Origin of the sequence: Halococcus hamelinensis 100A6, from assembly GCF_000336675.1 — an archaeon.
Classification (GTDB): Archaea; Halobacteriota; Halobacteria; order Halobacteriales; family Halococcaceae; genus Halococcus; species Halococcus hamelinensis.
Genome location: NZ_AOMB01000043.1, coordinates 123,641 through 149,357, shown reverse-complemented (window position 1 = coordinate 149,357; position 25,717 = coordinate 123,641). Strand labels below are relative to the sequence as shown.

Annotated in this window: 30 protein-coding genes; 13 read left to right on the top strand and 17 right to left on the bottom strand. The window is 68.4% G+C overall.

Features of this window, described 5'->3' with window-relative positions; all coding sequences use genetic code 11:
• Positions 1-26: 26 nt before the first annotated feature.
• The 5 genes from C447_RS16580 to C447_RS16560 are packed head-to-tail and all read right to left on the bottom strand — an operon-like array spanning position 27 to position 2,986.
• Entirely contained in the window at positions 27-608 is a 582-nt protein-coding gene (locus tag C447_RS16580) for a GTP-dependent dephospho-CoA kinase family protein (protein ID WP_007695966.1), read from the bottom strand.
• A 1-nt stretch (position 609) separates the two neighbouring features.
• The gene (gene spt4 / locus C447_RS16575) at positions 610-807 is read right to left on the bottom strand and encodes a transcription elongation factor subunit Spt4 (RefSeq protein WP_029601774.1); all 198 of its coding nucleotides are present in this window, start codon (positions 805-807) and stop codon (positions 610-612) included.
• A 2-nt stretch (positions 808-809) separates the two neighbouring features.
• Positions 810-1,385 carry a DNA-directed RNA polymerase gene (locus C447_RS16570; protein WP_007695962.1) on the bottom strand — a complete coding sequence of 192 codons (576 nt, stop codon included), beginning with the start codon at positions 1,383-1,385 and terminating at the stop codon, positions 810-812.
• Entirely contained in the window at positions 1,386-1,748 is a 363-nt protein-coding gene (locus C447_RS16565; RefSeq protein ID WP_029601775.1) for a PIN domain-containing protein, read from the bottom strand.
• A gap of 8 nt (positions 1,749-1,756) precedes the next feature.
• On the bottom strand, positions 1,757-2,986 hold the full coding sequence (locus C447_RS16560; protein WP_007695958.1) for a translation initiation factor IF-2 subunit gamma: 1,230 nt from the start codon (positions 2,984-2,986) through the stop codon (positions 1,757-1,759).
• 890 nt (positions 2,987-3,876) lie between these two features.
• On the opposite strand from C447_RS16560, the gene C447_RS16555 reads away from it, so the two are divergent.
• From C447_RS16555 to thsA, 4 genes are all read left to right on the top strand, one after another.
• Positions 3,877-4,809, top strand: coding sequence for a winged helix-turn-helix domain-containing protein (locus C447_RS16555; protein WP_007695955.1), 933 nt, complete (start codon positions 3,877-3,879; stop codon positions 4,807-4,809).
• Positions 4,810-4,834: 25 nt separating this feature from the next.
• Positions 4,835-5,518, top strand: coding sequence for a haloacid dehalogenase type II (locus C447_RS16550; RefSeq protein WP_007695953.1), 684 nt, complete (start codon positions 4,835-4,837; stop codon positions 5,516-5,518).
• Positions 5,519-5,560: 42 nt separating this feature from the next.
• A complete protein-coding gene (locus C447_RS16545) occupies positions 5,561-6,526 on the top strand; it encodes a DUF5787 family protein (protein ID WP_007695951.1) in 966 nt (321 codons plus the stop codon).
• A gap of 128 nt (positions 6,527-6,654) precedes the next feature.
• Positions 6,655-8,340 (top strand): thermosome subunit alpha, encoded by a 1,686-nt coding sequence (gene thsA / locus C447_RS16540; protein WP_007695949.1) that lies wholly within the window; start codon positions 6,655-6,657, stop codon positions 8,338-8,340.
• A gap of 219 nt (positions 8,341-8,559) precedes the next feature.
• Here thsA and lrp read toward each other — a convergent pair whose 3' ends face one another.
• Positions 8,560-9,018: an HTH-type transcriptional regulator Lrp gene (gene lrp, locus C447_RS16535; protein ID WP_007695947.1), complete on the bottom strand. Its 459-nt coding sequence runs from the start codon at positions 9,016-9,018 to the stop codon at positions 8,560-8,562.
• Between the two features lie 125 nt (positions 9,019-9,143).
• On the opposite strand from lrp, the gene glnA reads away from it, so the two are divergent.
• Entirely contained in the window at positions 9,144-10,514 is a 1,371-nt protein-coding gene (gene glnA, locus C447_RS16530) for a type I glutamate--ammonia ligase (RefSeq protein WP_007695939.1), read from the top strand.
• 18 nt (positions 10,515-10,532) lie between these two features.
• On the opposite strand, the gene C447_RS16525 is transcribed toward glnA, so the two are convergent.
• The 6 genes from C447_RS16525 to C447_RS16500 all read right to left on the bottom strand — a co-directional run bounded on the left by C447_RS16525 (position 10,533) and on the right by C447_RS16500 (position 15,753).
• On the bottom strand, positions 10,533-11,423 hold the full coding sequence (locus C447_RS16525; RefSeq protein WP_007695938.1) for a phosphatase PAP2 family protein: 891 nt from the start codon (positions 11,421-11,423) through the stop codon (positions 10,533-10,535).
• A complete protein-coding gene (locus C447_RS16520) occupies positions 11,424-11,906 on the bottom strand; it encodes a hypothetical protein (RefSeq protein ID WP_007695936.1) in 483 nt (160 codons plus the stop codon).
• On the bottom strand, positions 11,903-12,763 hold the full coding sequence (locus tag C447_RS16515) for a YihY/virulence factor BrkB family protein (RefSeq protein WP_010612097.1): 861 nt from the start codon (positions 12,761-12,763) through the stop codon (positions 11,903-11,905). Before C447_RS16515 ends, C447_RS16520 begins: the two co-directional genes overlap by 4 nt.
• A 68-nt stretch (positions 12,764-12,831) precedes the next feature.
• Positions 12,832-13,647 (bottom strand): YihY/virulence factor BrkB family protein, encoded by an 816-nt coding sequence (locus C447_RS16510; RefSeq protein ID WP_007695928.1) that lies wholly within the window; start codon positions 13,645-13,647, stop codon positions 12,832-12,834.
• A 93-nt stretch (positions 13,648-13,740) separates the two neighbouring features.
• On the bottom strand, positions 13,741-14,580 hold the full coding sequence (locus C447_RS16505; RefSeq protein ID WP_007695926.1) for a YihY/virulence factor BrkB family protein: 840 nt from the start codon (positions 14,578-14,580) through the stop codon (positions 13,741-13,743).
• A gap of 63 nt (positions 14,581-14,643) precedes the next feature.
• Positions 14,644-15,753 carry a tRNA (guanine(26)-N(2))-dimethyltransferase gene (locus C447_RS16500; RefSeq protein ID WP_007695925.1) on the bottom strand — a complete coding sequence of 370 codons (1,110 nt, stop codon included), beginning with the start codon at positions 15,751-15,753 and terminating at the stop codon, positions 14,644-14,646.
• Positions 15,754-15,900: 147 nt separating this feature from the next.
• Between C447_RS16500 and trkA the strand changes: the two genes are divergently transcribed.
• The 6 genes from trkA (at position 15,901) to C447_RS16470 (ending at position 20,081) form a co-directional block, all read left to right on the top strand.
• A complete protein-coding gene (gene trkA, locus C447_RS16495) occupies positions 15,901-17,232 on the top strand; it encodes a Trk system potassium transporter TrkA (protein WP_029601927.1) in 1,332 nt (443 codons plus the stop codon).
• Positions 17,233-17,240: 8 nt separating this feature from the next.
• Positions 17,241-18,593 carry a tRNA pseudouridine(13) synthase TruD gene (gene truD, locus C447_RS16490; protein WP_007695922.1) on the top strand — a complete coding sequence of 451 codons (1,353 nt, stop codon included), beginning with the start codon at positions 17,241-17,243 and terminating at the stop codon, positions 18,591-18,593.
• Positions 18,594-18,631: 38 nt separating this feature from the next.
• Positions 18,632-19,360 carry a DUF2103 domain-containing protein gene (locus C447_RS16485; RefSeq protein WP_007695920.1) on the top strand — a complete coding sequence of 243 codons (729 nt, stop codon included), beginning with the start codon at positions 18,632-18,634 and terminating at the stop codon, positions 19,358-19,360.
• A gap of 61 nt (positions 19,361-19,421) precedes the next feature.
• Positions 19,422-19,685 (top strand): eL43 family ribosomal protein, encoded by a 264-nt coding sequence (locus tag C447_RS16480; RefSeq protein ID WP_007695918.1) that lies wholly within the window; start codon positions 19,422-19,424, stop codon positions 19,683-19,685.
• Positions 19,682-19,816, top strand: a complete 135-nt coding sequence (locus C447_RS16475) for a DNA-directed RNA polymerase subunit P (protein ID WP_007695916.1) — start codon at positions 19,682-19,684, stop codon at positions 19,814-19,816. The genes C447_RS16480 and C447_RS16475 overlap by 4 nt, the downstream gene beginning before the upstream one ends.
• 1 nt (position 19,817) lies before the next feature.
• Positions 19,818-20,081, top strand: coding sequence for a KEOPS complex subunit Pcc1 (locus tag C447_RS16470; RefSeq protein WP_007695914.1), 264 nt, complete (start codon positions 19,818-19,820; stop codon positions 20,079-20,081).
• A gap of 52 nt (positions 20,082-20,133) precedes the next feature.
• Here the strand turns inward: C447_RS16470 and C447_RS16465 are convergent, their stop codons facing one another.
• The gene (locus tag C447_RS16465) at positions 20,134-20,430 is read right to left on the bottom strand and encodes a hypothetical protein (protein WP_237713422.1); all 297 of its coding nucleotides are present in this window, start codon (positions 20,428-20,430) and stop codon (positions 20,134-20,136) included.
• A 134-nt stretch (positions 20,431-20,564) separates the two neighbouring features.
• Between C447_RS16465 and C447_RS16460 the strand changes: the two genes are divergently transcribed.
• The gene (locus C447_RS16460) at positions 20,565-20,978 is read left to right on the top strand and encodes a prefoldin subunit beta (RefSeq protein WP_007695910.1); all 414 of its coding nucleotides are present in this window, start codon (positions 20,565-20,567) and stop codon (positions 20,976-20,978) included.
• Positions 20,979-21,215, top strand: a complete 237-nt coding sequence (locus C447_RS16455) for a DUF3194 domain-containing protein (protein ID WP_007695908.1) — start codon at positions 20,979-20,981, stop codon at positions 21,213-21,215. It begins immediately after the preceding gene.
• Between the two features lie 27 nt (positions 21,216-21,242).
• Here the strand turns inward: C447_RS16455 and lrpA1 are convergent, their stop codons facing one another.
• From lrpA1 to C447_RS16435, 4 genes are all read right to left on the bottom strand, one after another.
• Entirely contained in the window at positions 21,243-21,671 is a 429-nt protein-coding gene (gene lrpA1, locus C447_RS16450; RefSeq protein ID WP_007695906.1) for an HTH-type transcriptional regulator LrpA1, read from the bottom strand.
• 172 nt (positions 21,672-21,843) lie between these two features.
• Positions 21,844-22,674, bottom strand: a complete 831-nt coding sequence (locus tag C447_RS16445) for a hypothetical protein (RefSeq protein ID WP_007695904.1) — start codon at positions 22,672-22,674, stop codon at positions 21,844-21,846.
• Positions 22,675-22,866: 192 nt separating this feature from the next.
• Positions 22,867-23,811 (bottom strand): thiamine pyrophosphate-dependent enzyme, encoded by a 945-nt coding sequence (locus C447_RS16440; protein ID WP_007695902.1) that lies wholly within the window; start codon positions 23,809-23,811, stop codon positions 22,867-22,869.
• 1 nt (position 23,812) lies between these two features.
• Positions 23,813-25,711, bottom strand: a complete 1,899-nt coding sequence (locus C447_RS16435) for a 2-oxoacid:acceptor oxidoreductase subunit alpha (protein ID WP_007695900.1) — start codon at positions 25,709-25,711, stop codon at positions 23,813-23,815.
• Positions 25,712-25,717 lie beyond the last annotated feature (6 nt).

The window sequence follows — 25,717 nt, the reverse complement described above, 5'->3', positions numbered from 1 at the left end:
CGTACCCCGTCCCGAACTCGTGGGCGCTATTCGAGGCCGAGCGCGCGCCGCGCCCGGTCGTGGTCGCCGTCCATCCGCGAGAGGAGGCCGCGCGCGTGCTCGCGGATCTCGGCGTCGATCTCGACGTGAACCATGCCCTCACCCGGTTGGCCGTAGACCACGCTCGCTCCCTCGGGTGCGATGGCGAACGCCGGCAGCGCCGCGAGGTCCTCCTCGCCGTCGACCACGACGACGGCCGTCTCGTCGTGCCCGATCCCGTTACGGAGCGCGTGGAGCAGGTCCTCGGCCAGTCCCGCCGCCGGGTTCTCGAGGTCGATTCGACGCTCGTAGCCCTCGATATCCGGCTGTTCGTCGTCCGGGAGCGTCTCGCGTTCGGTGACCCAATCCACGACCGCGAGGTCGGGCCGAACACCCGCCCGTGTGAGGTGACGGGTCACGACGTCGCCGACGACGATGACTGGTTCGCCGAGTGCCGCCACGAGTCGCTCGTCGTCGGTGAAGACCGGCCCGAACGGCTCTTTGAACGCGCCGCGGAGTTCGTCGGGAAGGGTGAGAACCACGCCCGATTCGTCGGTGTCGATATCCTCGTTCGTGCCGTGGTCGGTCACGTCAGCGGACCTTCAGCGCGTAGCGACCGGGTTCGGTGACCTGCATCTCGGCGGCGATCTCGCTGGTCTCGGGGTGGGCGATCACCACGTAGCCCGCCCAGTCCTCGGTGAGGCTCGACGAGCCGCAGGCGGGACAGGTCTGCTGGTCGGGCGAGTCGAGCACCCGGTGGCACTCGCGGCAGACGCGTCTGGTCGCCACGCTCACTCACCCGCCGCGGCGGCCTCGCGCTCCTCGCGGAGCCAGCCGTGTTTGCCGAGTCCCACTTGTTTCGCGGTCAACCCGATCTTCGAGTCGCGTGGGTTGCGCTCGTCGATGCTCTTGGTGACGATCCGCGCGCGCACCGCGTCGCCCACCCCGAGGGTCTGGTTCGACTCGCGCGAGGCGAGCATCTGGCCCTCCTCGTCGTAGGCGAGATACTCGTCGCTGATCTGTGAGACGTGGAGCAGACCGTCGATGGGACCGATCCCGACGAACGCGCCGAAACTCACGATCTCGACCACTTCGCCGTCGATGACCTCCTGCATCTGGGGGTCGAAGGTGATCGCGTCGAAGTCGGCCTCGTAGTAGACCGACCCTTCGTGACCCCGGCGACCCGGCAGCACGCGCCCGTCGCCGATGTCGTGGACCTCGGTGACGCTCACGATGCTCCCGACCTCCTCGTCGAGGCGGCCCTCGAGCTTGTCCTGGAGGAGGTGTTTCACCATGGTCGACGAGACGTCGGCGAGCAGGTGTGGCGGTACTTCGATCGTGTCGGTGAGTCTGACTCGTTTGTACATTTATGACTCCGTGATCGTGAGGGTGTTGCCCCGGGCTCCGATGACCGGGACGCCGGTTTCCAGCAGGCGGTCGCGCAGCGGGCGGTCGTTGGTGCAGACGAGGTCGCACCGACGGTCGGTCGCGAGCTCAACGCAGGCGTCGTCGGCGTACTCCTCTTGATGATCGAGCGGCGAGCACCGTTCGGCGAGGTCGCGACCGACGCTCGCCGCGACGGCCTCCTCGCCGTGTGAGCCCGCGAGCTCGTCGAGTTCGTCGAGCACGGCGCGCGGGACGAGGAGTTCGGGGTTCGTCAGGAGCCGTTCGAGCTCGTCGAACACCCGAACGTCGCATTCGATCGGCATCATCAGCGCGTTGGTGTCCATCAGGACCCTCATCCCGTGAGCGTTCCGATGCCGATGAGCCGCCACCGCGCGCCGACCCGGCGGTTGATGGCGATCTGGGTGCCCTCGGCCGCACAGACCGGCCGCTTCAGCGAGACCTCACACTCGTCCTCGCGCGCGCTCGTCACCGCCCCCACCGTGGTCGCGGTACCGACGGTGAGCATCAGGGGCTCGCCCGTCGAGACGGGTTCGATCGCCTCGTCCTCGCCGACGATCCGGTCGAGCAGCGAGACGTCCATCGTGAAGTCCTCGCGGGTCGGCGGGAGCGACCCCGGCGGCCCGGCGATCTGTCCCGCCAGCCCGTCGCCCTTCGTGAGGCTCGGGTCGAGCCCCGTCCCGACGCCGAGCAGCCCGCCCGGTGTCACGGTCTCCGCCGACTCGCCGCCGGCCTGGAGCGACCGGATGTCGGTGGCGATCGGCTGCCACTCGGTCTCGCCACCGTGTTCGACCTCCCGTCCCGGCCGGAGTTCGAGCTCGTCGCCGACGTTCATCTCGCCCGCGACGAGGCTGCCGCCGAGCACCCCACCCAGCAGTTCGTCGGCGTGGGTTCCCGGCCTGTTGATGTCGAAGCTCCGGGCGACGTGGAGGCGGGCGTCGGAATCCGGGTCGCGTTCCGGCGTGGGGATCTCCTCTTCGATCGCCTGGATCAGGATGTCGAGGTTCGCCTCCTGGCCCGCGCTCACCGGAACCACCGGCGCGCCCTCGGCCACGGTGCCGGAGACGAACTCCTGGATCTCCTCGTAGTTCCGGCGCGCGCGGTCGGCATCGACGAGGTCGACCTTGTTCTGGGCGATCACGATGTTGTCGATCCCGATCGAATCCAGCGCCATCAGGTGTTCCTGGGTCTGGGCCTGGGGGACGGTTTCGGTGGCGCTCACGACGAGCACTGCGCCGTCCATCAGCGACGCGCCCGACAGCATCGTCGCCATCAGGGTCTCGTGGCCCGGGGCGTCGACGAACGACACCGTCCTGAGGGGTTCGCTCTCGACGCCGTTCTCGTCGGTCTCGGCCACCGTGTAGCACTCGGGGGCGTCGCGGTCCGGGAAGCGCCGAAAGGTCGCGTCGGCGTAGCCGAGTCTGATGGAGATACCGCGCTTCATCTCCTCGGAGTGCTGGTCGGTCCACGAGCCCGAGAGGGCCTCGACGAGGGTCGTCTTGCCGTGGTCGACGTGGCCGACCAGCCCGATGTTCACCTCCGGTTGTTGGTGGTTCCGTGTCATCTCGAAAGGAATAGGATGGGTACGCCCGAACCGTTGATAAATCTGCTGTTCCTCGCGCGACGGCCACGAACCGGCGTCCTACGGGGTGAAAGCGCCGGTCATCGACGGGGAACCGACTATGATCCACCCCTGACACTCCGGGGCATGGCGGAGCCGCCGGCAGTCCTGATGCTCGATACGACCGCCAATCCAGGGCGGTGCGGTTACGGTGGCGGCGGTGCGGTTGTGGTGGTTGCTGTTGGCGCGCGCTCGCGGTCGTGTGCGAACGGCGAGGTTCGAGCCACGCGAGAACCTCGATGCGAACGGGGAGCGGGGCGTGGCCGACCACCGGGAGGTGGTTCGAAAATCTCCGATTTTCGTCACTGAGCGGAGCGAAGCTCCGCGAGGTCCAAAAGAGTCNCCGGGAGGTGGTTCGAAAATCTCCGATTTTCGTCACTGAGCGGAGCGAAGCTCCGCGAGGTCCAAAAGAGTCGGAGACTCTTTTGACGATCACCAGAGAGCTTTGCTCTCTCGAACGACCACGACGCGAACGGCGACCGCAGGAAGCCGTGAGCGGAGCGACCCGTGAGCTACAGTGAGCGCGCGACCGCGGACACTGTGCGAGGTCCGCGCGAGCAACGCGAGCGCGGGCTTGGCAGAGCAAAGCTCTGCCAGTGGATGAGCACCGCAGAGAGCGACCATCGGGAGCGAACGAGGAGCGCAGTCGGCTGGGGAGGTATGTGGCTGATGCGGGGCAGTAGCGGTTCTCAGTTGCGTCGGGAATAGTAATCGTGCTCGTTTCGCTGGCTGGACAAACATTCCATAAAGACGCGCTTTCGCTTTCTTGACAATCAAAATACAAAAACGTGGTTCAGGCAACGGCTTTGTCAGCCGAGTCCGTACATCGTGGTATGAGCGAACGAACGATCCTGGCGTGCGAGGACTGCCTCCCGCCGGCGGAGGCGTTCTCGGTGGTCGCCAACGAGTCACGGCTGGCGATCCTCGAAGCGCTCTGGCGCGCGCCGGAGGCCCCGGTGAGTTTCTCGGCGCTCCGGCGGGCGGTCGGGATGGACGACAGCGCGCAGTTCAACTACCACCTGGGACAGCTCACGGGCCAGTTCGTCCGGAAGGTCGAGGGCGGCTACGAGTTCCGCCACGCCGGCCAGAAGGTCGTCCGGGCGATCCTCGAGGGTTCGTTCACCGAGGACCCCCGCATCGAGTCGTTCGCGGTGGACGGGACCTGCGTCGCCTGCGGGGGCGACATCCGGGCGCGTTACGCCGACGAGCGCCTCACGGTGGCGTGTCCCGACTGCGGGACGCGCCACGGTCACGCACCGTTCCCGCCGGGCGGGCTGAACGACCGCACCCGCGAGGAGGTCCTGGCGGCGTTCGACCAGCGGGTGCGCCACCTCCACTGTCTCGCGGCCGACGGGGTGTGTCCCGAGTGCGGCGGCCGGATGGAGACCGGGTTCGAGCGCGACGACGACCGCCTCACCGGCGTCGTCCACGAGTGTCGTCAGTGTCACCACGCCATCCCCTCGACCGTGGGGCTCCGGCTGCTCGACCACTCGGCGGTGGTCGCCTTCCACCACGACCACGGGGTCGAGCTCTGTACGACGCCGTTCTGGCACCACGCGTGGTGCGTGAGTCACGACGTCGTGACGGTCCGATCGGCCGACCCGTGGGAACTCGACGTCTCGATTCGACTCGACGGCGAGGCGCTCCGGGTGACGCTCGACGGCAACCTCGGGGTCGTCGAAACCGAGCGCGGCTGTGATCCCATCGGCGGGGAGCGAGCCACCGGGGCCTTGGGCTCGCGGGCGGGCATGTCCGGCGAGGGTTGAAACGCCGCGACCCACTGGATCGGGCATGACCTTCGACCCCGACCCGGTGACGACGGTGACCTTCGACTCCTACGGCACGCTCGTCGACGTCGAGGCGGTCGAGCGTGCGCTCGCCGACCACGTCGCCGAGCCCGAACCCGTCTCGACCCTCTGGCGCTCGCGCTCGCTCGCCTACACCTACGTCGCGAACCACGTCGACGCCTACAAGCCGTTCTACGACATCAACCGCGACGCGCTCGAATACGCGCTCGCCGCCCACGACGTCGACCTCGACGAGTCGGCGCGCGAGACGATCCTCGAACAGTACCACGACCTCGACGTCTTCGACGACGTCCGCGACGGCATCGAGCGCCTCCGCGACGGCGGCTACGACTGCTACGTGCTCTCGAACGGGAACCCCGCTATGCTCGACTCGCTCGTGGAGGCCGCGGAGATCGGCGACGTCATCGAGGACACCATCAGCGCCGACGAGATATCCACCTTCAAACCCGATTCGGCGGTCTACCGTCACGCCGCCGCCCGAACCGGGACGCCGGTCGAGGAGACAGCCCACGTCGCCGCCGGCTGGTTCGACGTTCTGGGCTCGATGCACGCCGGCAACCAGGCCGTGTGGGTCGATAGGAAGGGCTCGCCGTGGGACGGTTTCGCCGGCGACCCCGACCTCACGATCGAAACCCTCGACGAGCTCGCCGAGGCGCTCGGCGTCTGAGTTCGACGCGTCGCTTTTGTCGTCCGGGGTCGTGGATCCGGTGTGCGCGAGTTCGCGTTCGAGCTGGCGGTCTGTGCCCACCTCGAAGCCGACTTCGACGGGGTCGTGAGCCGACAGCTCGGGGCCAGCCTCGCGGGGACGCGCGTGATGGATGTCGTCCGCGTCGAGCCCGGTCCGGAGTTCGAGGATCGAACCCGGCTCACGGCCGGAACGGTCCCCGACGCCGCCATCGAGAGTCGGGTGGGTGTGGGCGAGGCGCGCTACTGGAAGGACTGCTTCGACTGTCATCCCGAGCGCGCCCGCGAGGCCACCGACCGTGCCGTCGAGACCGGCTTCTTCGAGTCCGAACGCCGTCACGGCCGGGAGTACGTCCGGCGGGCGGTGCGCTATCCCGAGCACTGGTTCGGGGAGCTGGTGGGCATCGAGAACAAACCCGACCTCGGCAACCCAGGGGACCTCGAACGGCAGCTCCGGACCGACGTGAGCCTCGGCGCGTTCGACGCGGTCGTGCTCGCGACCGCCTCCCACGTCACCGGGGCCCACCTGCATCGGATCCCGGACGAGGTCGGGGTCTGGCGGTTCGATCAGGAGAACGGGATCGACGAGGTGGTCCGCGAGCCGACCCCGCTCGCGCCCGACGAACCGGGGGTCGAGCCGGTCGGTCGGGAACCGACCCGGACCGAGATCCGGACCGCGAGCCCCGTCGAGAAGGCACGGCTCCGGCGACGGATCGCCGAACGGGCCTACGGCAAGGGCTGGCGGACCTACGACGCCCCGGCGTGTGCGAACGCCGCGGCGGGCGAGTACGCGGGCGCGCGTGACCTCCCCTTCTGCGAGTGGAAGGGTCGATTCGTCCACCCGGCCGCCGAGTGCGGCGTCGACTGTCCCGGCCACGCGGCCGCCGACCCGCTCGACCTCGACCTCGACGCCGAGCGCGACCGCCGAACCCCGTGGGTTCGCGACCCGGCGGGCTACCGACGCCGGCAGGCGGGTCTCGACCGATTTTGAATATATAAGTCCGGTCTGTGGGTGGGTATCATGCCCACTACCGCGGCCACGTGGAGCGATCCGCACGGACGCTTCCGTTACTTTTATGTAGAACTCCATTCAATCGGTAGGTGACTATGGCTCAGCAGATGGGCAACCAGCCCCTTATCGTACTCTCGGACGACTCGCAGCGAACGTCCGGCAAGGACGCACAGTCGATGAACATCACGGCGGGTCAGGCGGTCGCGGAGGCCGTCCGTACCACGCTCGGCCCGAAAGGGATGGACAAGATGCTCGTCTCCGACGCGGGCGACGTCGTCGTCACGAACGACGGCGTGACCATCCTCTCGGAGATGGACATCGAGCACCCCGCGGCGAACATGATAGTGGAGGTCGCCGAGACCCAGGAGGACGAGGTCGGCGACGGCACCACGACCGCCGTCGTCGAGGCCGGCGAGCTCCTCGAAGAGGCCGAGGACCTCCTCGACCAGGACATCCACGCCACCACGCTGGCCCAGGGCTACCGGGAGGCAGCCGAAGAGGCCAAGAACATCCTCGAGGAGACCGCGATCGAGGTCGACGAGGACGACACCGAGACCCTCGAACACATCGCCGCGACCGCGATGACGGGCAAGGGCGCAGAGAGCGCCCGCGACCTGCTCTCGGAGCTCGTCGTCGAGGCCGTCACCGCCGTGGTCGACGAGGACGGCGTCGACACCGACAACGTCTCGATCGAGAAGACCGTCGGCGGCAGCGTCGACGAGTCCGAGCTCGTCGAGGGCGTCATCGTGGACAAGGAGCGCGTCCACGACAACATGCCCTACTTCGTCGAGGACGCGAACGTCGCGCTGCTCGACTCCGCGATGGAGGTCAAGGAGACCGAGATCGACGCCGAGGTCAACGTCACCGACCCCGACCAGCTCCAGCAGTTCATGGACCAAGAAGAGGAGCAGCTGAAGGGCATGGTCGACCAGCTCGTCGACGTCGGCGCTGACGTCGTCTTCTGCCAGCAGGGCATCGACGACATGGCCCAGCACTACCTCGCCCAGGAGGGCATCCTCGCCGTCCGCCGCGCGAAATCCAGCGACATCACCCGGCTCGCGCGCTCGACCGGCGGACGCGTCGTCTCGAACCTCGACGACATCACCGAAGAGGATCTGGGCTACGCCGGCAACGTCGCCGAACGCGACATCGCGGGCGACCAGCGGATCTTCGTCGAGGACGTCGAGGACGCCAAAGCAGTGACCCTCATCCTCCGCGGCGGCACCGAGCACGTCGTCGACGAGGTCGAACGCGCCATCGAGGACTCCCTGGGTGTCGTGCGCGTCACGCTCGAGGACGGCAAGGTCCTCCCCGGCGGCGGCGCGCCCGAGACCGAACTCTCGCTGGGTCTCCGTGACTACGCCGACTCCGTTGGGGGCCGCGAGCAGCTCGCCGTCGAGGCGTTCGCGGACGCCATCGACATCATCCCCCGGACGCTCGCCGAGAACGCAGGTCTCGACCCGATCGACTCCCTGGTGGACCTCCGGAGCCAGCACGACGCCGGCAACACCACCACGGGCCTCGACGCCTACACGGGCGAGGTCGTCGACATGGAGGCCGACGGCGTCGTCGAGCCCCTCCGCGTCAAGACCCAGGCCATCGAGAGCGCGACCGAGGCCGCCGTGATGATCCTCCGCATCGACGACGTCATCGCTGCGGGCGACCTCAAGGGCGGCCAGACCGGCGACGACGACGACGGCGGCCCGCCCGCGGGCGGCGCACCCGGCGGCATGGGTGGCATGGGCGGTATGGGCGGCATGGGCGGTATGGGTGGCATGGGCGGCATGATGTAGACGTCGGGAACTGCCACACACCCCCAACACCGCTGACCGAATCGCGCCACGACCGACCGAATTTTTCCAGCCTCGATTCGCCAGCGACGGCTTCGTCACTTCGTCGGTTCCCGACCTCGCCGCCGCGTTCTCTGTCGTCCGAAGCGGCCGCTCGGTGTGTGGTGAAACCGTGAAAAGGGTGTTTCGACGGTTCGGTCGGGACGCGAACGGCAGTCGACCTTACTCTTCGAGGTCGAGTTCGAACTGCTCGTGTTCGCTCACGGCGTTCAGGACAACGCTGGTGTTCGACTCCTTGACGTCGGGTTCGGTGATGAGGCTCTTGATCTGGTCGTTCATGTCGTCGGTGTCCTTGAACTTCCCGACGGCGACGACGTCGTGGTCGCCGGTGACCTCGTAGACCGAGATCATCTGGTGGTGGTCGCGGAGGCGGTCGGTGACCTCGGGGAGCGAACTCCCCTCGACCTTGAGCTGGATCACGGCGGTGACGTCGTAGCCGAGCGCGTCGTAGTCGATCTCGGGCGAGTAATCCCGGATCACGCCCTCGGATTCGAGGTCCGCGAGGTGGTTCGAGACCGTGGTGACCGAGACGTCGAGCTGGTTGGCGAGGCTCCGGAGGCTCGCGCGGCCGTCGCCCAGCAGTGCGTTGATGAGTTCGGTGTCGAGGTTCTCGTACGTCATATCTACCCGTGATAGGTGTGGATAGTAAAACTTTACGAATATCCAATTCTGAGCCGCGTCTCAATATTTGCGAAGAACAGCAATCCTTTTACTCCGGCCGGTATCCCACCGAGTAGGCACGAAGTATGACAAACGAAACCTCTGTCACCGACGGTGGCCTCTCGGCGGAAGCCCAACACGTTCTCGACCAGATCGACGAACAGAACGTCGACTTCCTCCGGCTCCAGTTCACCGACATCCTCGGCACGGTGAAGAACGTCTCTATCCCCGCCTCGCAGGCCGAGAAGGCCTTCGAGGAGGGGATCTATTTCGACGGCTCCAGTATCGAAGGGTTCGTCCGGATCCAGGAATCCGACATGCGGCTCAAACCCGACCCCTCGACCTTCGCCGTCCTCCCGTGGCGGCACACCGAGGAGAGCGCGGCCGCGCGCCTCATCTGTGACGTGATGGATACGTCCACCGGCGAACCCTTCGAGGGCGACCCGCGCGGCGTCCTGAAGCGCGCGGTCGACCGCGCCGAGGGGATGGGCTACGACGTGAACTTCGCCCCCGAACCCGAGTTCTTCCTCTTCGAGGAGGACGAGGACGGGCGGGCGACGACGAAGACGAACGACGTGGGTGGCTACTTCGACCTCGCGCCGAAGGACCTCGCCCAGGACGTCCGCCGGGACATCATCTTCGGGCTCGAGAGCATGGGCTTCGAGATCGAGGCCTCCCACCACGAGGTCGCCCGCGGCCAGCACGAGATCAACTTCACCTACGACGACGCGGTCTCGACGGCCGACAACGTCGCCACCTTCCGGTCGGTCGTTCGCGCCATCGCGGCCGAACACGAACTCCACGCGACGTTCATGCCCAAACCCATCGCGGGGATCAACGGCTCGGGGATGCACACCCACATGTCGCTGTTCGAGGACGGCGAGAACGCCTTCCACGACGAGGACGACGAGTTCAGCCTGAGCGGCACGGCGAAGGAGTTCCTCGCGGGCGTCCTCGAACACGCACCCGCCATCACGGCGGTCTCGAACCCGACGGTCAACAGCTACAAGCGGCTCGTGCCGGGCTACGAGGCCCCCGTCTACGTCGCGTGGTCCGACCGTAACCGCTCCGCGCTCATCCGCAAACCGGCCGCACGCACCCCGGCCGCGAGCCGCATCGAGGCCCGCTTCCCCGACCCCTCGTGTAACCCGTATCTCGCCTTCGCCGCGCTCATCCACGCCGGTCTCGACGGGATCGACGAGGGCTACGAAGCCCCCGACCCGGTTCGTGAGAACATCTACGACTTCGACGAGGAGAAACGCGAGGAGTACGGCATCGAGACCCTGCCGACCACGCTCGAATCCGCCGTCGAGAAACTCGAAGGCGACGACGTCGTCCTCGACGCGCTCGGCGACCACATCTCGGAGTCGTTCCTCGAAGCCAAGAAGGCCGAGATCACGGACTACCACGTCTCGGTGAGCGAGTGGGAGAAGGAGCGCTACCTCGAAACGTTCTGACTCGGCCAGCCACCCTTTTTATCGCGGCGACGGCGTGAAGCGCCCGGCGACCACCGGGAGCGAGAGCATTCCGCCGAAGACGGCGGCGGCCGCGACCCCTGTCACGACGAGCGGGGGTTCGAGCACGTAGACCGCACCGAAGACGCCGCCGAGAACGGCGATCCCGACCGCCAGCCCGAGAACCGAGGCGGACGGAAGCCGGTTCGGGACGCGGGGGCCAAGGAGTTCCCACGCGCCGAGCGCGCCGAGCGCGCCCCCGAGGATCAACACGTCGTCGAACGTCACCGGACCGGCGAGCACGCAGACGACGGCGGGAACCGCGGCGATCCGGAAGGCCGCTCGGGTGCGGCCGCCCGCCAATCCGACCACGACCCCGAGATACACCAGCCCGATCGTGACCCCGACGGCGACGTCGACCGCGTAGTGGACCCCGAGGACGAGCCGTGCGAGACAGATCACCGCCACGACGACGCCCGCGACCGTCGCGCGGGTCCGCCGACTGCCGACGGTGAGCGCGCTCGCGAGCCCGCCCCAGAAGACCGTCGAGAGGAGGGCGTGGCCGCTCGGGAAGCCGTAGCCGGTCGCGGTCGCCGCCTCGACGTACGCGCCCTGGAGGAGCTCCGGCACGTAGCTCAGACCGGGAACCGAGGCGGGTGCCGGCGGTCGGGGGAAACCGAAGATCGCCTTCAGCGCGGTCGTGAGGGCGATCCCGCCGAGCACGAGCCCGAGCACGAACGCGACCCGCTCTCGCGGTGCGCCGAGGGCCGGGAGGCGCTCGCCCGCCACGTAGAGCACGACGAGCGTGAGGAAGACGAACCAGACGTCGCCGAGCTGTGTGAGGAGCGCGAACACCGGCGCGAGAACGTCCGGTAGCCGCTGGAGGGCCTCGGTGATGCCGACGCCGCGCATCTACGAGCGGAAGTCCCGAACCCGGTCGGCGAGCCGGCCGGGCGCGTCGAGCGCCGCGCTCGCGAAGCCGACCAGCACCATCAGGGCGTAGAGCCCCAGCGTCGAGAGCCAGACCACGAGCATGGCGAGGATCGCCCACCCGCCTTCGAGGTAGAAGAAGGCCCCGATGGTCATCGCGGTGCCGTAGAGCAACACGAGATACGGCCCCCAGCCGCGGGCGTGGCCGCTGCGCTGCCGGGTGCGGACGTAGCCCTTGAGTTCGCTTTCGAGGTCGTTGCGCTTGACGATCCGGTCTTCGACCTCCTCGGCGAACGCCACCACGTCGCTCCGGAGGGTCTCGACGTCGTCGACGGTCGCGGTCCGGTCGCGGCTCGTCGACGCGTCGGCCCCCTCCCGAACGGGGTCGCCGACGTCGGTCTCGTCCGGCTCCTCGGTCTCGCGCTCGGTTCGGGCTTCGTCGTTCGCTTCGGATTCTCGGCTCATTGTCGACCACCTGTCTTCAACCGCGCCGCGAGTCCATCGTCGTTCGACACATCGAAACCGGCCGCTCGCCCCGCGAGGACCGCGTTCAACACCACGCCGAGCAACACCACCATCCCCGCGAAGTAGAGCACCGTCACGAGCAACAACACCGCACCCAGCACGCCGTAGGCCTCGTAGCTCCCCGCGTTGGCCGCGTAGATCCGGAAGACGACCTGGAGAACCGTGAGCCCGACGGCGGCGAACGCCGCCCCCGGTATCGCCTCGCGGACCGTCACGTCGTCGCCCGGGAGGAAGTAGTACAGCGGCAACAGCACGACCGCGAGCGCGAGCAGCGTCGCGAGCGTTCCGACGACCGCGACCGCGGAGACCCCGGCGACCACGACCTCGACCGGCCAGAACGAGACCGCCGCGCCGATGCCGACCGCCACCACCGCACCGAGGATCACCGCGAGCAGCGTGACGACTCCGTTCTTCACCTGGCCGACGATCCCAGCGGACTCACGGCCGTAGGCCCGCGAGAACGCGGTATCGAGCCCGCGGAACAGCTTGAGGGCGCTCCAGAGCAACACGAGCACGCTCGCGATCGTCGCGCCGCCGGCCCCGCTCTGCCCGCCGACCGCGCTCTGGACGAGGCTCTGTGCGCTCGCCGGGAGCGAACTCGTCGCCGAGGTCACGATCTGGTTCGCGGTCGCCGGGTTCACGGCGACCGAGATCGTGACCAGCAAGAGCAACAAGAGGGGTATCAGCGAGACGAACGCGTAGTACGCGGTGCTCGCGGCGATGAACGTGATCTCCTTGTCCTGTACCTCCCCGACGAACGTCCGACCGAAGGAGGTCACGCGTGCGCTGGTACTCACGAACCCGGTTTCGGCCGACGACCATATAAATCAGCGGGAACCCGCTCACCGTGTTCACGACTCCGTCGCTACTCGCTCCCGGGGATCCACCCGTCGTCGGGGTCGACCCGGTCGGCGAGCACCGCGTTGAGCGCCGCGCCCACCAACAGGACGAACCCGCCGACGTAGAGCCAGACCATGATCAGGAGAAAGGCGCTCGCCGCGCCGTAGAGTCGCGTCAGCCCGGACACCTGGGTGTAGTAGCCGAACAGCCACTGAAGCACGGTCCACGCCCCGGCCGCGAACAGGGTGCCGGGGAGGGTCTCCCTGAACCCGACGTCGACGTCCGGGAGGACGTAGTAGAGCGGCCCGAACACCATGGCGAGCACGACGAACACCACCAGCGGACCGACGGTCTGCCAGAGCCGCGTCTGAACGAACGCCGACAGTCCGACGCCGCCGAGCACCAGCGCCACCACGGTGGCGACGATGATGACGAACACGAGCACGATATCGAGCAGCGTCGAGAGCATCGAGGGCTCGCCGTGGGTGCCGTAGATCCCCGCGAAGGCGGTGTTGAGCGACCTGAAGGTCAACAGTGACCCCCAGAAGAGGACCGCGACGCCGATGACGGTCGCCCGGTCGCGGTCGGCCGCACTGAAGACGATCTCGCGAAGCAGGTCCGCGCTCTCGGGCGTCAGTGTGGTGGTCGCCCGGCTCACCGCGCTCATCGCGAGCGCGTCGCCCCCGAGCGCCGTCACCGCCACCACGAGCAACAACAGCAGCGGGACCATCGAGATGAACGCGAAATACGCGAGGCTCGCCGCCGTCAGCACCATCCGCTCGCGCCGCCCGAGCGCGACGATGGCGGCGACGACCTCGACGACCCTGTCGGCGTTCGACACGCCGGGTCTGGGGTGCGTAAACGTAAGTACACCGTCGTTCGTGGCCGGCGTTTCCGATGGTCCGTCGACTCCGCCGGTTTCGGGATCGAACCCTCAGAGGTACGTATCCGGGACCCACTCGGCGTCGGGGTCGACCCGGTCGGCGAGCACGGCGTTGAGCGCCGCGCCGACGAGGAGCGCGAGCCCGCCGACGTAGAGCCAGGTCAGCACGAGCAACACGCCGCCGGCGACGCCGTAGAGGTGGACGCTGCTCGACGTCGTGGCGTAGAGGCGCACCACGACCGCCGAGGCCGTCCAGACCGCAGCCGCGAGCAACGTTCCGGGGAGGACCTCGGCGACCGAGACCCCCTCGACCTCCGGGAGGACGTAGTAGAGCGGCGCGAAGACGACCACGAGCGCGACCAGCAAGAAGAACGGACTCACGACCCTGAGGAGGAGTCGGTCACCGAACACGCTCGCGAGCACGACCCCGACCACCGCGAACGCGACGACCGCGAGCGCCACCGCCACGAACACCACCGCCGCGTCGACGACCTTCCCGGCGAACGAGACCGCCTCGCGCTCGTCGTAGACCGCGGCGAACGCCCCGTCGACCGCCCCGAACGTCCGGAGCGCGCTCCAGACCAGGATGACCGCCCCGAGCGCCCCCGCCCGGAGCCGACCGCTGGAGTTGGCGAGGAACTGGTCGGGGATCGAGACCCCGCTCGGGAGCACGGTCCCCGAGGCGGCCTGCATCACCGACGCGAGGCTGCCGTTGCCGAGCATCGAGAGCGCGATCACCGAGAACAGGAGCAACGGGAGGAGCGCCGAGAACAGGTAGTACGCGAGGCTCGCCGCCATCAGCGTGACCTGACGCTGGTGGGCCACCGCGACGACGGTCCTCGCCACCGACGTCAGCCGTTCGGTTCTCGGTTCGCCGGCCTCGACCTGCACACCCCGGATTCAGAGCCCGAGGGTATGAACGGTCCGCTCTCGCGGTCCGTCCCCGACCGTCGTCTACGCCCCGTCGGTCGCGGCCTCGATCGCCTCGACCGTGGCGTCGGTCTTGAACGTCGTGCCGCCGTACTGTGCGCGCGAGGCCCGGTAGCCCGCCTCGCGGAGCGAACCGAGGAACTCGTCCATCGCGTTCGCGGACCGGCTCCAGCGCCGACAGAGGCGGTGCTGGTCGTAGTGGGTGGGGAGGTGGAGTTCGTCGTCGAGCGTCGAGAGCAGGTCGAACGCTCGCGAGGCGGTTCCCAGCTCGCCGGTGACCTGCTTTCTGACCCGATCGACGAACCCGGTGTCGTGGGTCCGTCCGAGCCAGACCGGGCCGGCGGTGGCGACCGACTCACCACAGACCGGACAGGCGTCGGGCGGATGGGCGATCAGCCCCGTCTCCGACTCGCGGTGGAGGCACGAGAAGCAGTGGTGGATGTGGCCGAGTTCGTCGATGGCGGCGTTCGCGTCGGTCGCGCGTCGGGAGACCGAGAGGTAGGTCCGGACGTAGTGGTTCGTGACGTGGCTCAACACCGGCGTCGCGGCGACGTCGTAGCGCGCGGCGGTACGGACCAGCGCGCCGAGGAGGACTCTGAGCCCCATCTCGGCGTGGTACTCGGTGTTCTGCGGCAGCGCGCTGTACGACCGGACCCCGCTCTCGCGGTGGGCCCCACACAGCGGCGCGGTGTCGGTCGCCGTCACGCAGACCAGGTCCGCGGCGCTCCGGAAGGCCGCGTCGGCGAACGGAACGGGCGTTCCGAAGGGATCGAGGTCAACGACGTCGAAGCGCTCCTCGTGCATGAGCGCGTTCGCGTTCCGCTCTTTCACCTGGGCGTCGAGGTCGTTGCGCGCGAGGTTCTCCCGACAGAGCGTCGCGGCGTCGGGGTCGTGGTCGCAGAGCGTGGCGTCGTAGCCCGCGTTCGCGGCTCGAACCCCGCGAGCCCCGGTGGCGGCGTTGGCGTCGAGATACGACGGCCGGTCGCGGTCGGCCGCGGCCTCGTGGGCCCGGAGCACGGCGACCGTGAGGTCGCGGTTGAACTCCTGGACGGGGTTGAAGAACACCGCGTCGCCGACGCCCGACTCGGGCTGTTCGGGGACCACGAGCTCGACGTCGCCCTCCGTGACGTGCATGGCGGCGCTCGGAGGTCGAACGCGAAAAGCGACGCGTCCTGGGGCGACGACCCGTCGCGTCGGGATGGGAACTCTCGGTTCGCCACTCGAACGAACACAACGCACTTAATGACACCCGTCGGACGTGGCACGCATGAGGGAGTTCGTATGCGTGTAGTGATCGTCGGGGCCGGCGACGTCGGAACCCATATCGCGGAAGACCTCGCGGACGTCCACGACATCGCGGTGGTCGATCGGGACGAGGAGGACATCGAGCGCCTGGAGGCCGACTTCGGCGTCACCGGGGTCACGGGCGACGGCCGGTCGCTCGATACGCTCGAGGAGGCCGGTATCCGCGACGCCGAGGTCGTGATCGCGAGCACCGACGACGACGCGGTCAACGTCATGGTCTGTGGCACCGCCCGGAACGTCACCGAGGCGCACACGATCGCCCGGGCGAAATCGCCCGACCTCTACGAGACCTGGCAGCACTTCGAGAGCGGTCTCGGGGTCGACATGATGCTCTCGGTCGACCGACTCACCGCCGAGTCGCTCGTCAGGACGGTCGCGTTGCCGGGCGCGCTCGCGGCCAACACGTTCGTCGACGGCCAGGTCGAGATGGCGGAGTTCGAGGTCGAGGAGGGGGCCCCGATCGCCGGGAAGACCGTCGAGGACGCCGACGAGTACCCCTCGTTGACGTTCGCGGGCGTGCTCCGCGACGACGACATCGTGATCCCGAGCGGCGAGACCGTCATCGAGGCGGGCGACCGCGTCGTCGTGATCGGCAGCCCGTCGAGCACCAAGCGGTTCGCCCACGCGCTCACGTCGAGCGACTCGCTCGAAACCGACGACGACGTCGTGATCGTCGGCGGCGGCGAGGTCGGCACACAGGTCGCCGAGGCGTTCGAGCGCGAGGGATACGCGCCGCGGCTGATCGAACACGACCCCGACCGCGTCGCGGCACTCGAAGAGCGCTTCGAACGGACCACCGTGGTCGAGGGCGACGTGCGGTCGTTCTCGTTCCTCGCCGACTCCGACATGGGCGACGCCGACCTCCTGGTCGGCACGCTCGACGACGAGACCAACTACGTGCTGGCGCTGCTCGCGCGCGACATGGGCGTCGAGTACACCGCGGCGGTGGTCGACGAGGCGGAGTACGGCGACCTCTTCGAGACCGCTGGCGTCGACGTCGTGGTCCAACCCCACACCGTGGTGGCGCGCCAGACCACCCGCGTGACGCGGGGCTACACCGACGAGGCCGCGGTGCTCGAACAGGACAGCGCCGAGGTCCTCGAGATCACCGTCGAGTCCGGGAGCGCGCTCGCCGGCGACTCGCTCAGCGACGTCGCACTCGACCTCCCCGACGGGTTCGTGATCGGCGCGGTGGTGCGCAACGGCACCCTCCGGACGCCCCGCGGCGGCACCGTGATCCAGACCGGCGACCACGTCGTGGCCTTCGTCGACACCGACGACCTCGACGAGGTCGCGGCGGCGCTCTGATTCGGCGGATGCGGCCGGCCCACCCAACCGAACGCGCGGTCGGCATCGCCCACTACGTCAGCGACGCCGACGGGGTCGGCGGGACCCTCCGCACGGAACCCGCCGACTTCCGGGTGCGCGAACTCGAAACCACGGGCTTCGAACCCCTCGACGCCGACCCCGGCCCCTATCCACACGTCGTCGTTCGTGCCACGCTCGAAAACTGGGACACCAACGACTTCGCGCGGGCGCTCTCGAATCGGCTGGGGATCAGCCGCGAGCGGGTCGACTGGGCGGGGACGAAGGACAAACGCGCGGTGACCACCCAGCTCTTCTCGGTGCGCGACGGCGACCCCGAAACCCTCGCCGACGTCGACTTCGACGGGGTGACGATCGAGCTGGTCGGCCGGGCGGGCCGCGGGCTCCAGTTCGGCGACCTCTCGGGCAACGCCTTCGAGGTCGCCGTTCGCGACGCCGACACCGACCCCGTCGCGGCGATCACCGAGGACCTCCGGGAGTTCGGGGGGGAAGAGGGCGAAACGGTCGGCCTCCCCAACTACTTCGGGGGCCAGCGCTTCGGGAGCCTCCGGCCGGTGACCCACGAGGTGGGGCTCGCGGTCGCCCGCGACGACTGGAAGGGGGCGGTGGTGGCGTATCTCGGGGGTCCGGACGACGCCGAACCCCCCGGCACCCGCGAGGCCCGCGGGTTCGTGGACGACGAAGTGGCGGCGGCGGGCGACGAGGACTGGGCCGCCGCGCTCGACCGGTTCCCCCGACGACTGGGGTTCGAGCGGGCGATGCTCCATCGACTCGTCGAGGACGGGGCTGGCGGCCCCGAAGACTACCGGGCGGCGCTCGAAACCGCCCCCACCAACCTCCAGCGGCTGTTCGTCAACGCCGCGCAGTCGTACGTCTTCAACCGGATCCTCTCGGCGCGGCTCGACGCCGGACTGCCGTTCGACGCGGCGGTGGCGGGCGACGTGGTGTGTTTCACGGGCGAGGGCGGGCGGGACGACCTCGCGGTGCCCGATCCACATCGAGACCAGCGCGTCACGTCGAACCGGGTCGGTACCGTGAACCGCCACACGGCGCGTGGACGGGCGTTCGTCACCGCGCCGCTGGTGGGGACCGAGACCGACCTCGCGGACGGCGACCCCGGCGAGATCGAACGTCGGGTGCTCGACGAGGTCGGGATCGAACCCGCGGACTTCGACCGCCCGGGGGAGTTCCACTCGACGGGCACCCGGCGGGCGATACTGGTCCGCACGGACCTCGCGGTCGAGCGCGACCCGCTCACGTTCGGCTTTCGTCTGCCGAAGGGGTCGTACGCCACGGTGGTGCTCCGTGAGTTCCTCAAGACGGACCCGCGGGACCTGGGCTGAAGCGACCGGGTTATCAGTGGCCGTGGGTACGTTCGGGCATGGAGTGTCGTCGGTGTGGAGGGTCGCTCGACCGTGCCGGCGATTTCTGTCTCGCGTGTGACACCGCCAACGCCGACTGCGTGGTCTGCGAGGTCGGCCGCGAGCGCGCGACCGTCACCAGCCTGCTCGACGGCGAGCGCGTCGGGACGTGGACGGTGACCACCGTCGAGGAATCCGGCGAGAACGAAAAGCGCGAGCGCCGGAACTTCGCGGGTCGGCTCGCCGACGAGGTCCACCGGAAACGACCCGAGGAGGTCTACGCGACCGGCGACCGTGACGTATTGGGGGTCCTGCGCGCCCAGTTGCACTACGACCTCCGGCGGGTGGCCGACCCCGACGGGGACCCGGTGCGGGCGGTGGTCGAGCGGAGCGGCGAGGTCCCGCTCGAAGTGGTCGAGACCCCGCCGCGCGAGAAGGTCGGCGGGAGCCACTCGACGCTGGTCGGCGGCCGGGAGGGCAAGCGGATCGTGCGCCTCGCCGCGGACCACCCCCACGTCAAGAAGGTCATTCCGGGACCGATCGACGCCGGCGGTCGCGGGTCGCGCACGGGCGTTCGGGCGAAGGCGACCCGGGCGGACGGGACGGGCAACGTTCGGCTGCTGGTTCGGGACGGCTCCAGCGTCCAGGAGGTCCGGGTGGTGACGACCGCCGCCGACCGCGCCCAGGGCGAGCGGGTTCGCGGGGACCTGAACGCGGGGCTCGACGAGGCGGGCTTTCGGGCGGCGTGAGACCGGCCACCGCGACGAACACGAAGGGTTTTAGCCGCGCGCCGGTCTACCGGGATCCACTATGGTCAACAAGAAAGCCGGAAGTGCGGGTCGGTTCGGCGCGCGGTACGGCCGCGTCTCGCGGCGACGCGTCGCCGAGATCGAGGCGGGCATGGAGGACGCGACGGTCGACGGCGACGACGTGACCCGCGTCGGGACGGGCGTCTGGAAGAACGAGGAGACCGGTGAGACGTTCACCGGCGGGGCCTACCGCCCCGAGACGCCCGGTGGCCGCACCGTCAAGCGCTCGATCCGGGCGGCGCTCGCCGAGGAGAACGACGAGTGAGCTACAAGTGTTCGCGGTGCAAGCGCGACGTCGAACTCGACGACTACGGCGGCGTTCGATGTCCCTACTGCGGACACCGCGTCCTGTTGAAGGAGCGCGCCCGCGACGTCAAGGAAGTCGACGTCGAGTAGCGTGCGCCACGAGACGGTTCTGACCCTCGACTACGACGCCGCGAGCGACGCGGCCCTCGTCGAGCGAAGCCTCGAACCCGAGATCGGCGACATCGAGGGCGACCGGACGACGGCGACGCTCGCCCGCGACGGCGACGAGATCCGGATGACCATCGACGCGGCGGACCTCGTGGCGCTCCGGGCGGGCCAGAACACGTGGCTCTCGTTGGTCGGTGTCGCGGAGCGGTGTGCGGCGGCCGGAGCGGACGGATCGGAGCCTCGCTGAACGCCTCCGTTTCGCCTGGACGCCGCCGTTCCTCCGGAACGCAGGTCGATGGTTACTCCCTTTTCCGGATCCGACTGCTGTCCCTGGTCTGACACCAGGCGATGCCAGCGACGACGCATCCGGCGACGAGACTCGCTCCCCCGACCCCGTAGGTCAGAAGCGACGCGCGAATCAAGTCGTTGGCGACGGAAAGCTGGATCCCGGCCGCGAGGAAGATCAGTCCGAAGCCGGCGAGTCGCTTGCCGCTCGCCGTCCGGATACGCTCACCGGTGAGACCGAGGGCGATGTTCGAGATACTGAGCGCGAACAGGATGACCACTGCTACGACGAAGGGTAGATCCGGACTCACGACGATTATCCGGTGTTCAACGGATGCCCGGCGGTATATACTTCGGTGGTTCGCTTCGGGCGCGAGCCCACTCTCGTGATGCGGCGTGGTCCCGAAAGCAGGGGTTTTTCCCTCCGGGCGGCCACGAAGGCTGTATGCAGGGTAACCTTCCGCCGGAAGCACAGGAGAAGATCGAGCAGCTCCAGGACCTCCAGGACAGCGCTCAGCAGGTCGCAGCCCAGAAACAGCAGGCCGAGAGCACGCTGACCTCCTCACAGACCGCGCTCGACGAGCTCGACGACCTCGAGGGTGACGCCACGATGTACCGCGAGGTCGGCGAGCTCCTGATCGAGACCGAGTACGACGAGGCGAAGGACGACCTCGAGGACAAGGTATCGAGCCTCGAAGTCCGCGTCGAGACGCTCCAGAAGCAGGAGGACCGCGTCCGCGAGCAGTTCGAGGACCTCCAGAGCGAGCTTCAGGAGATGCTGAGCGGCGGTGGCGGTCCGGGTGCGGGCGGCCCCGGCGGCCCGGGCGGGATGGGCCCCGGCCCGAGCGCCGGCGGATAGATGCCGACCGACGAGGCCGTCGCCGAGACGGCCAGCGATGCCGCCGAGGGACTGGTTCTGTCGCGGTACAAACAATCGGCGATCCGCGACCTCGACGTCACGGTACGCTTCGAGGACGGCGTTCTCGACGTCGACGTCTACCTCGACGCGCCCGCGGACCCGGACCCCGAGATGGTCGCCGAGGAGGCGGTGCTCGCGGCGGAGTCGGCGGTCGACGACCTCTTCGAGAACGAGTGACGGCTACTCGCCGACTGGAAAAATCCGTTACTTGAGCCGCTCTTGGAGGAAGGAGGGATGGGCGGCGGTGACACCCTCGACCGAGAGGATCTTATCGGAGATAACCCGCCCCACGGCGTCGCCGTCGGGGGCGCGGATCTCGGCCATCAGCATGTGGTCGCCGCTGGATGAGTAGAGGGACTCGATCTCCTCGAGCGCCTCGATGGCGCGAACCGCCTCGACGTACCGCCCGCTCTCGACCTCGATGCCGACCAGCGCGATCGAGCGCCCCGAGAGTTTCTTCGGGTCGATATCGGCGGAGTAGCCCGTGATCACCCCGTCGGTCTCGAGCTTGTCGATGTACTTTCGAACCGTGGGTTTCGAGACCCCCGCCCGGTCCGCGATGGCCGCATAGGAGGCCTGCGCATCCTCTTCGAGAACGGAGAGGATGCGGTCCTCGGTTGAGTCGACGCTCATGAGTAGTAATTGGCGTCGGTGAAAAAATATCTTCCGAATCGGAAACCCGTCTTTCGGCCGGAACACACCCCTCGGGCTCCCGATCTCGCGGTCGCGTCGCCGGACGGCCGTTCGTTACCGACTTCTCGGAACCCCCGATGGTCGAAGTTCGTCGGGTGGTGTTCGGACCGGTTCACTCGGCCGCCGTGGCCTCGAAGCGGTCCAGGTCCATCTCGTAGAGCCGGGAGCCGCACTCCGTACACGAGAAGGTGAGCACCTGAAAGGAGCGACAGCACGAGGAGACGTGTCCCTCGCTGGTGTCGATCGCTCCCTCACAGGTCGGACACCGGTCGAGGAAGATGCGGAGCGCGGCCAGGACGTCCGCCCGTCGGGCGGGTTCGAACCGCTCCCATCCCGACAGCCGCTCGTCGAGTACGTCCGCGGCGGTCACATCGGCGAGCGCCGCCGTCCGGGACGGCCACTGTGCGATCAGGGTGGTCGCGGTGGTGGCGACGAAGGCGTCGCCGTCGGGCATGACACGGGTCTCGGCGTTCTCGGGGATGCCGAGTGCGTTCGCGAGGTGGCTCTCGTCGATGGCCGTCGAGCGCCGCGTCCCGATGCGCTCGTGCCACGCGTCTCGGAACGCCCCAGTGAGACGGAGGTCGGAACCGTCCTCGCGGGGTTCGAGCGCGTCGGCGGCGACCAGCAGTCGTTCGACGTCGACTCCGTCACCGTCGTTCCCGGCGGCGGATGCCGGGGTCGTCGGTGTTTTGTCGAACGATCGAAGTACGCTGTCGGGGAGATACCGCTTCGTGAGTTCCGGCGTACCCGGAACCAGGTAGCCACGGAAGTGGATAACGGCGATCGAGACCACGAGGCCGGCCATCGGGACGAGTACCCCGCCGACGACGAGCACCAATCCGGTCGAGAGCACGAGGGCGACCCCGAGGTTGACGGTGGTGCAGGGAAAGCATCGGTTCTCGCCGACGTACGCCGGCTGGTACAGGCGGTCGAGCGCGCTCATGAATACCGATCCTCGGCGTCCGAGATAACCCCTCGGGACCGCCGACCCCACCGCTCCGCAGGAGTATCGCAATCATTCACCGACGCGGTCGCCGCGCCCTCGGCACGGTATCCCTGTCGAATCGAGGGACAGTGATGGGACGGGTCGGTGCGGCTGAGTCGAAGCGGAAAAATTCGAACGTTCGGCGCGGCGTTATCTGTGGGCGTCGAGCAGGTCGTAGCTGCGCTCCCACTCGTAGTCCTCGTCGAAGTAGCGTTCGGCGAGCGGCTCCTCGGGCATCTCGCCCGTCGAGCGCTTCTCCTGGCCGTACGAGTGCCGGTTCTCGTCGACGTAGAATCGCCCGGTGAGGACCTCGCCCTCGTGGAGCTTGTCCTCGGTCTCGTGCATTATCTCGGCCGCCTCGCGGCGGTCGGTGACGTCGAAGTCGTAGTCCTCGGACTGCTGGACGTCGGTGTAGGGCACGTACTGCTTCGCGTCCTTGTTCCAGGTCGGACACTGGGTCAGGAAGTCGATGTGGGCGAAGCCGTCGTGTTCGATGGCTTCGGTGATGATCTCGGTCGCCTGGCGGGGGTTGACCGCCGCGGTGCGGGCGATGTAGGAGGCACCGGCCGACAGCGACATCGAGAGCGGTCGCACGGGGTCCTTCGCCGAGCCGTGGGGCTGGGTCTTGGACTTGTGACCCTTCGGGCTCGTCGGTGAGGTCTGGCCCTTCGTGAGACCGAAGATCTCGTTGTTGAACACGATGTAGGTCATGTCGTGGTTCTCGCGGGCGGTGTGCATGAAGTGGTTCCCGCCGATCCCATAGCCGTCACCGTCACCGCCCGCCGCGATGACTTCGAGGTCGGGGTTCGCGAGCTTCGCCGCGCGCGCGACCGGGAGCGAGCGGCCGTGGATCGAGTGCATCCCGTAGGAGTCGAAGTAGCTCGAGAGCTTGCCCGAACAGCCGATGCCGGTCACGAGCAGCGTCTCGTCCGGCGACCGGCCGACCTCCGGCATCGCGCCCTTGAGTGCCTTGAGCACCCCGAAGTCGCCACAACCGGGACACCACGTCGGCTGGGGCTCGATGCCCGGTGTGAACGCGTCGCGGTCGATCTCCTCGTCCTGTTCCCCGCTGCCGATGGCGCTGAATGCACTCATGTTAGTCACCTGCTGCGGGTTCGATGCGCACCTGTGCGTTCGGTGGCTCGTCCCCGCCGTTGATCTGGATCTCGAACCCTTCGACGACCTCGGCGGGTTCGAACGGATTGCCGTTGTACTTCAGGAGGCTCGACATCTTCTCGCCGAACCGCCCCAGCTCCTTCTGCGTGAGGCCGCGGAACTGCGCCGTGATGTTCATCTCGACGACGAGACACTCGTCGACGGATTCGAGGAACTCGGTCACCTCCTCCTTCGGGTACGGCATCAGGTCGCTGACGCCGAGCGATTTCACCGACTCCCCCTGGTCGTTGAGGCGGTCGACGGCCTCCTCGACGGTTCCCTGCTGACTGCCCCAGACGAGGATGCCGTGGTCGGCGTCCTCGGGTCCGTAGGGGGTCTGCTGGGACGTCTCCTTCCCGTCGAGGTCGTCACGGATGGCTTCGAGTTTGCGGGTCCGGCGGTCGACCTGCGCCACGCGGTTGTCGGGGTCCTCCTCGATGTGGCCCTGCGGGGTGTGCTCGTTCCCCGACGCGAGGAAGCGGCCACCCGACTGGCCCGGGATCGTCCGCGGGCTGACGCCGTTCTCGGGGTCGTGCTGGAAGCGGTTGTACTTCCCCGACTCGTGGTGGGCCGCCTCGCTGATCTCCTCTTCGGTGAGGACGCTGCCGAGGTCCGGGTTGGGTTCGCGGTCGAAGACGCTCGCGGGCACGCTCACGAGTTCGCCCGCAAGCTTCTGGTCGATGGCGATGATGGTCGGAATCTGGTACTCGTAGGCGATCCGGAAGGCCTCGCGCGACTGTTCGTAGCACTCCTCGACCGTGCCGGGGGCGAACACGACGCGGTTCGAGTCGCCCTGGCTGGTGTAGAGAACGTGTTCGAGGTCGCCCTGCTCGGGCTTGGTCGGCATCCCGGTCGAGGGACCCGCCCGCATCGCCTCGACGAGCACGAGCGGCGTCTCGGTCATCTCCGCCAGCCCGAGGGGTTCGCTCATCAACGCGAATCCCCCGCCCGAGGAACCGCTCATCGCCTTCACGCCAGCGTGGGAGGCCCCGATGGCGAGCGCCGCGGCGGCGATCTCGTCCTCGACCTGCTCGGAGATCCCCCCGAACTCGGGGAGGTGCTGGCTCATCGTGGTGAAGACGTCGGTCCACGGGGTCATCGGGTAGCCCGCGATGAACCGACAGCCCTCGTCGAGCGCGCCGTAGGCGACCCCGTGGCTGCCGTTGACCAGGACCTGCTCCTCGTCGTGGCTGCCCGTCGGCACCTCGATGTCGTGTGAGAAGTCCTTCGAATCGACCTCTTCGTAGGCCTCTTCGAGGACGGTGATGTTGGTTTCGAGGATGTCGCCGCTCATCCGGTCGTTCATCAGCTCCTCGAACGGGTCGGTCTCCATCCCGATGAGGGCGGCGGTGGCGGCTACGCCCGCGGTGTTGCGCATGATCTCGCGACCGTGTTCGCGCGCCAGCCCACGGAGATCGAGCGGGTAGACGTGCCAGTCGTTCTCCTCGACGCGCTCGTCGAAGTCCTCGATCTCGTCGGCGTCGAGCAGCCCCTCGTCGTAGACGATCACGCCCCCCTCTCGCAACTCGTCGAGGTTCTCGGAGAGCGGCTTGGCCTCCTCGTTCCCGTAGTAGGCCTCGCCGCTGGCCTGTGGGTTGCGGGCGAAACTGTCGCCCAGCGCGAGCAGGAAGTCGTAGCCATCACCCCGGGATTTCACCGGATGGTCGGCGGCACGCACCTCGACGTAGGTGTGTCCACCCCGGATCCGGGAGGGATAGTGTCTGTGTGTGAATACATGCAGTCCGGCACGCATCAGCGCCTTCGTAAAGTTCTGGCTGGTCGAGTCGATCCCGTCACCGGAACCGCCCGCGATCCGCCAGATGAGTTCTGATCCAGTCATGGCTGT

Excerpts from the sequence above, each read along its gene's own strand:
- C447_RS16485 (WP_007695920.1), top strand. The coding sequence starts at position 18,632 with ATGGAGTGTCGTCGGTGTGGAGGGTCGCTCGACCGTGCCGGCGATTTC.
- C447_RS16525 (WP_007695938.1), bottom strand. The coding sequence starts at position 11,423 with ATGCGCGGCGTCGGCATCACCGAGGCCCTCCAGCGGCTACCGGACGTT.
- C447_RS16460 (WP_007695910.1), top strand. The coding sequence starts at position 20,565 with ATGCAGGGTAACCTTCCGCCGGAAGCACAGGAGAAGATCGAGCAGCTC.
- C447_RS16565 (WP_029601775.1), bottom strand. The coding sequence starts at position 1,748 with ATGGACACCAACGCGCTGATGATGCCGATCGAATGCGACGTTCGGGTG.
- C447_RS16555 (WP_007695955.1), top strand. The coding sequence starts at position 3,877 with ATGAGCGAACGAACGATCCTGGCGTGCGAGGACTGCCTCCCGCCGGCG.
- glnA (WP_007695939.1), top strand. The coding sequence starts at position 9,144 with ATGACAAACGAAACCTCTGTCACCGACGGTGGCCTCTCGGCGGAAGCC.
- lrpA1 (WP_007695906.1), bottom strand. The coding sequence starts at position 21,671 with ATGAGCGTCGACTCAACCGAGGACCGCATCCTCTCCGTTCTCGAAGAG.
- C447_RS16440 (WP_007695902.1), bottom strand. The coding sequence starts at position 23,811 with ATGAGTGCATTCAGCGCCATCGGCAGCGGGGAACAGGACGAGGAGATC.
- C447_RS16435 (WP_007695900.1), bottom strand. The coding sequence starts at position 25,711 with ATGACTGGATCAGAACTCATCTGGCGGATCGCGGGCGGTTCCGGTGAC.
- trkA (WP_029601927.1), top strand. The coding sequence starts at position 15,901 with ATGCGTGTAGTGATCGTCGGGGCCGGCGACGTCGGAACCCATATCGCG.
- C447_RS16480 (WP_007695918.1), top strand. The coding sequence starts at position 19,422 with ATGGTCAACAAGAAAGCCGGAAGTGCGGGTCGGTTCGGCGCGCGGTAC.
- thsA (WP_007695949.1), top strand. The coding sequence starts at position 6,655 with ATGGGCAACCAGCCCCTTATCGTACTCTCGGACGACTCGCAGCGAACG.
- C447_RS16445 (WP_007695904.1), bottom strand. The coding sequence starts at position 22,674 with ATGAGCGCGCTCGACCGCCTGTACCAGCCGGCGTACGTCGGCGAGAAC.
- truD (WP_007695922.1), top strand. The coding sequence starts at position 17,241 with ATGCGGCCGGCCCACCCAACCGAACGCGCGGTCGGCATCGCCCACTAC.
- C447_RS16500 (WP_007695925.1), bottom strand. The coding sequence starts at position 15,753 with ATGCACGTCACGGAGGGCGACGTCGAGCTCGTGGTCCCCGAACAGCCC.
- C447_RS16455 (WP_007695908.1), top strand. The coding sequence starts at position 20,979 with ATGCCGACCGACGAGGCCGTCGCCGAGACGGCCAGCGATGCCGCCGAG.
- C447_RS16560 (WP_007695958.1), bottom strand. The coding sequence starts at position 2,986 with ATGACACGGAACCACCAACAACCGGAGGTGAACATCGGGCTGGTCGGC.
- C447_RS16550 (WP_007695953.1), top strand. The coding sequence starts at position 4,835 with ATGACCTTCGACCCCGACCCGGTGACGACGGTGACCTTCGACTCCTAC.
- C447_RS16570 (WP_007695962.1), bottom strand. The coding sequence starts at position 1,385 with ATGTACAAACGAGTCAGACTCACCGACACGATCGAAGTACCGCCACAC.
- lrp (WP_007695947.1), bottom strand. The coding sequence starts at position 9,018 with ATGACGTACGAGAACCTCGACACCGAACTCATCAACGCACTGCTGGGC.
- C447_RS16520 (WP_007695936.1), bottom strand. The coding sequence starts at position 11,906 with ATGAGCCGAGAATCCGAAGCGAACGACGAAGCCCGAACCGAGCGCGAG.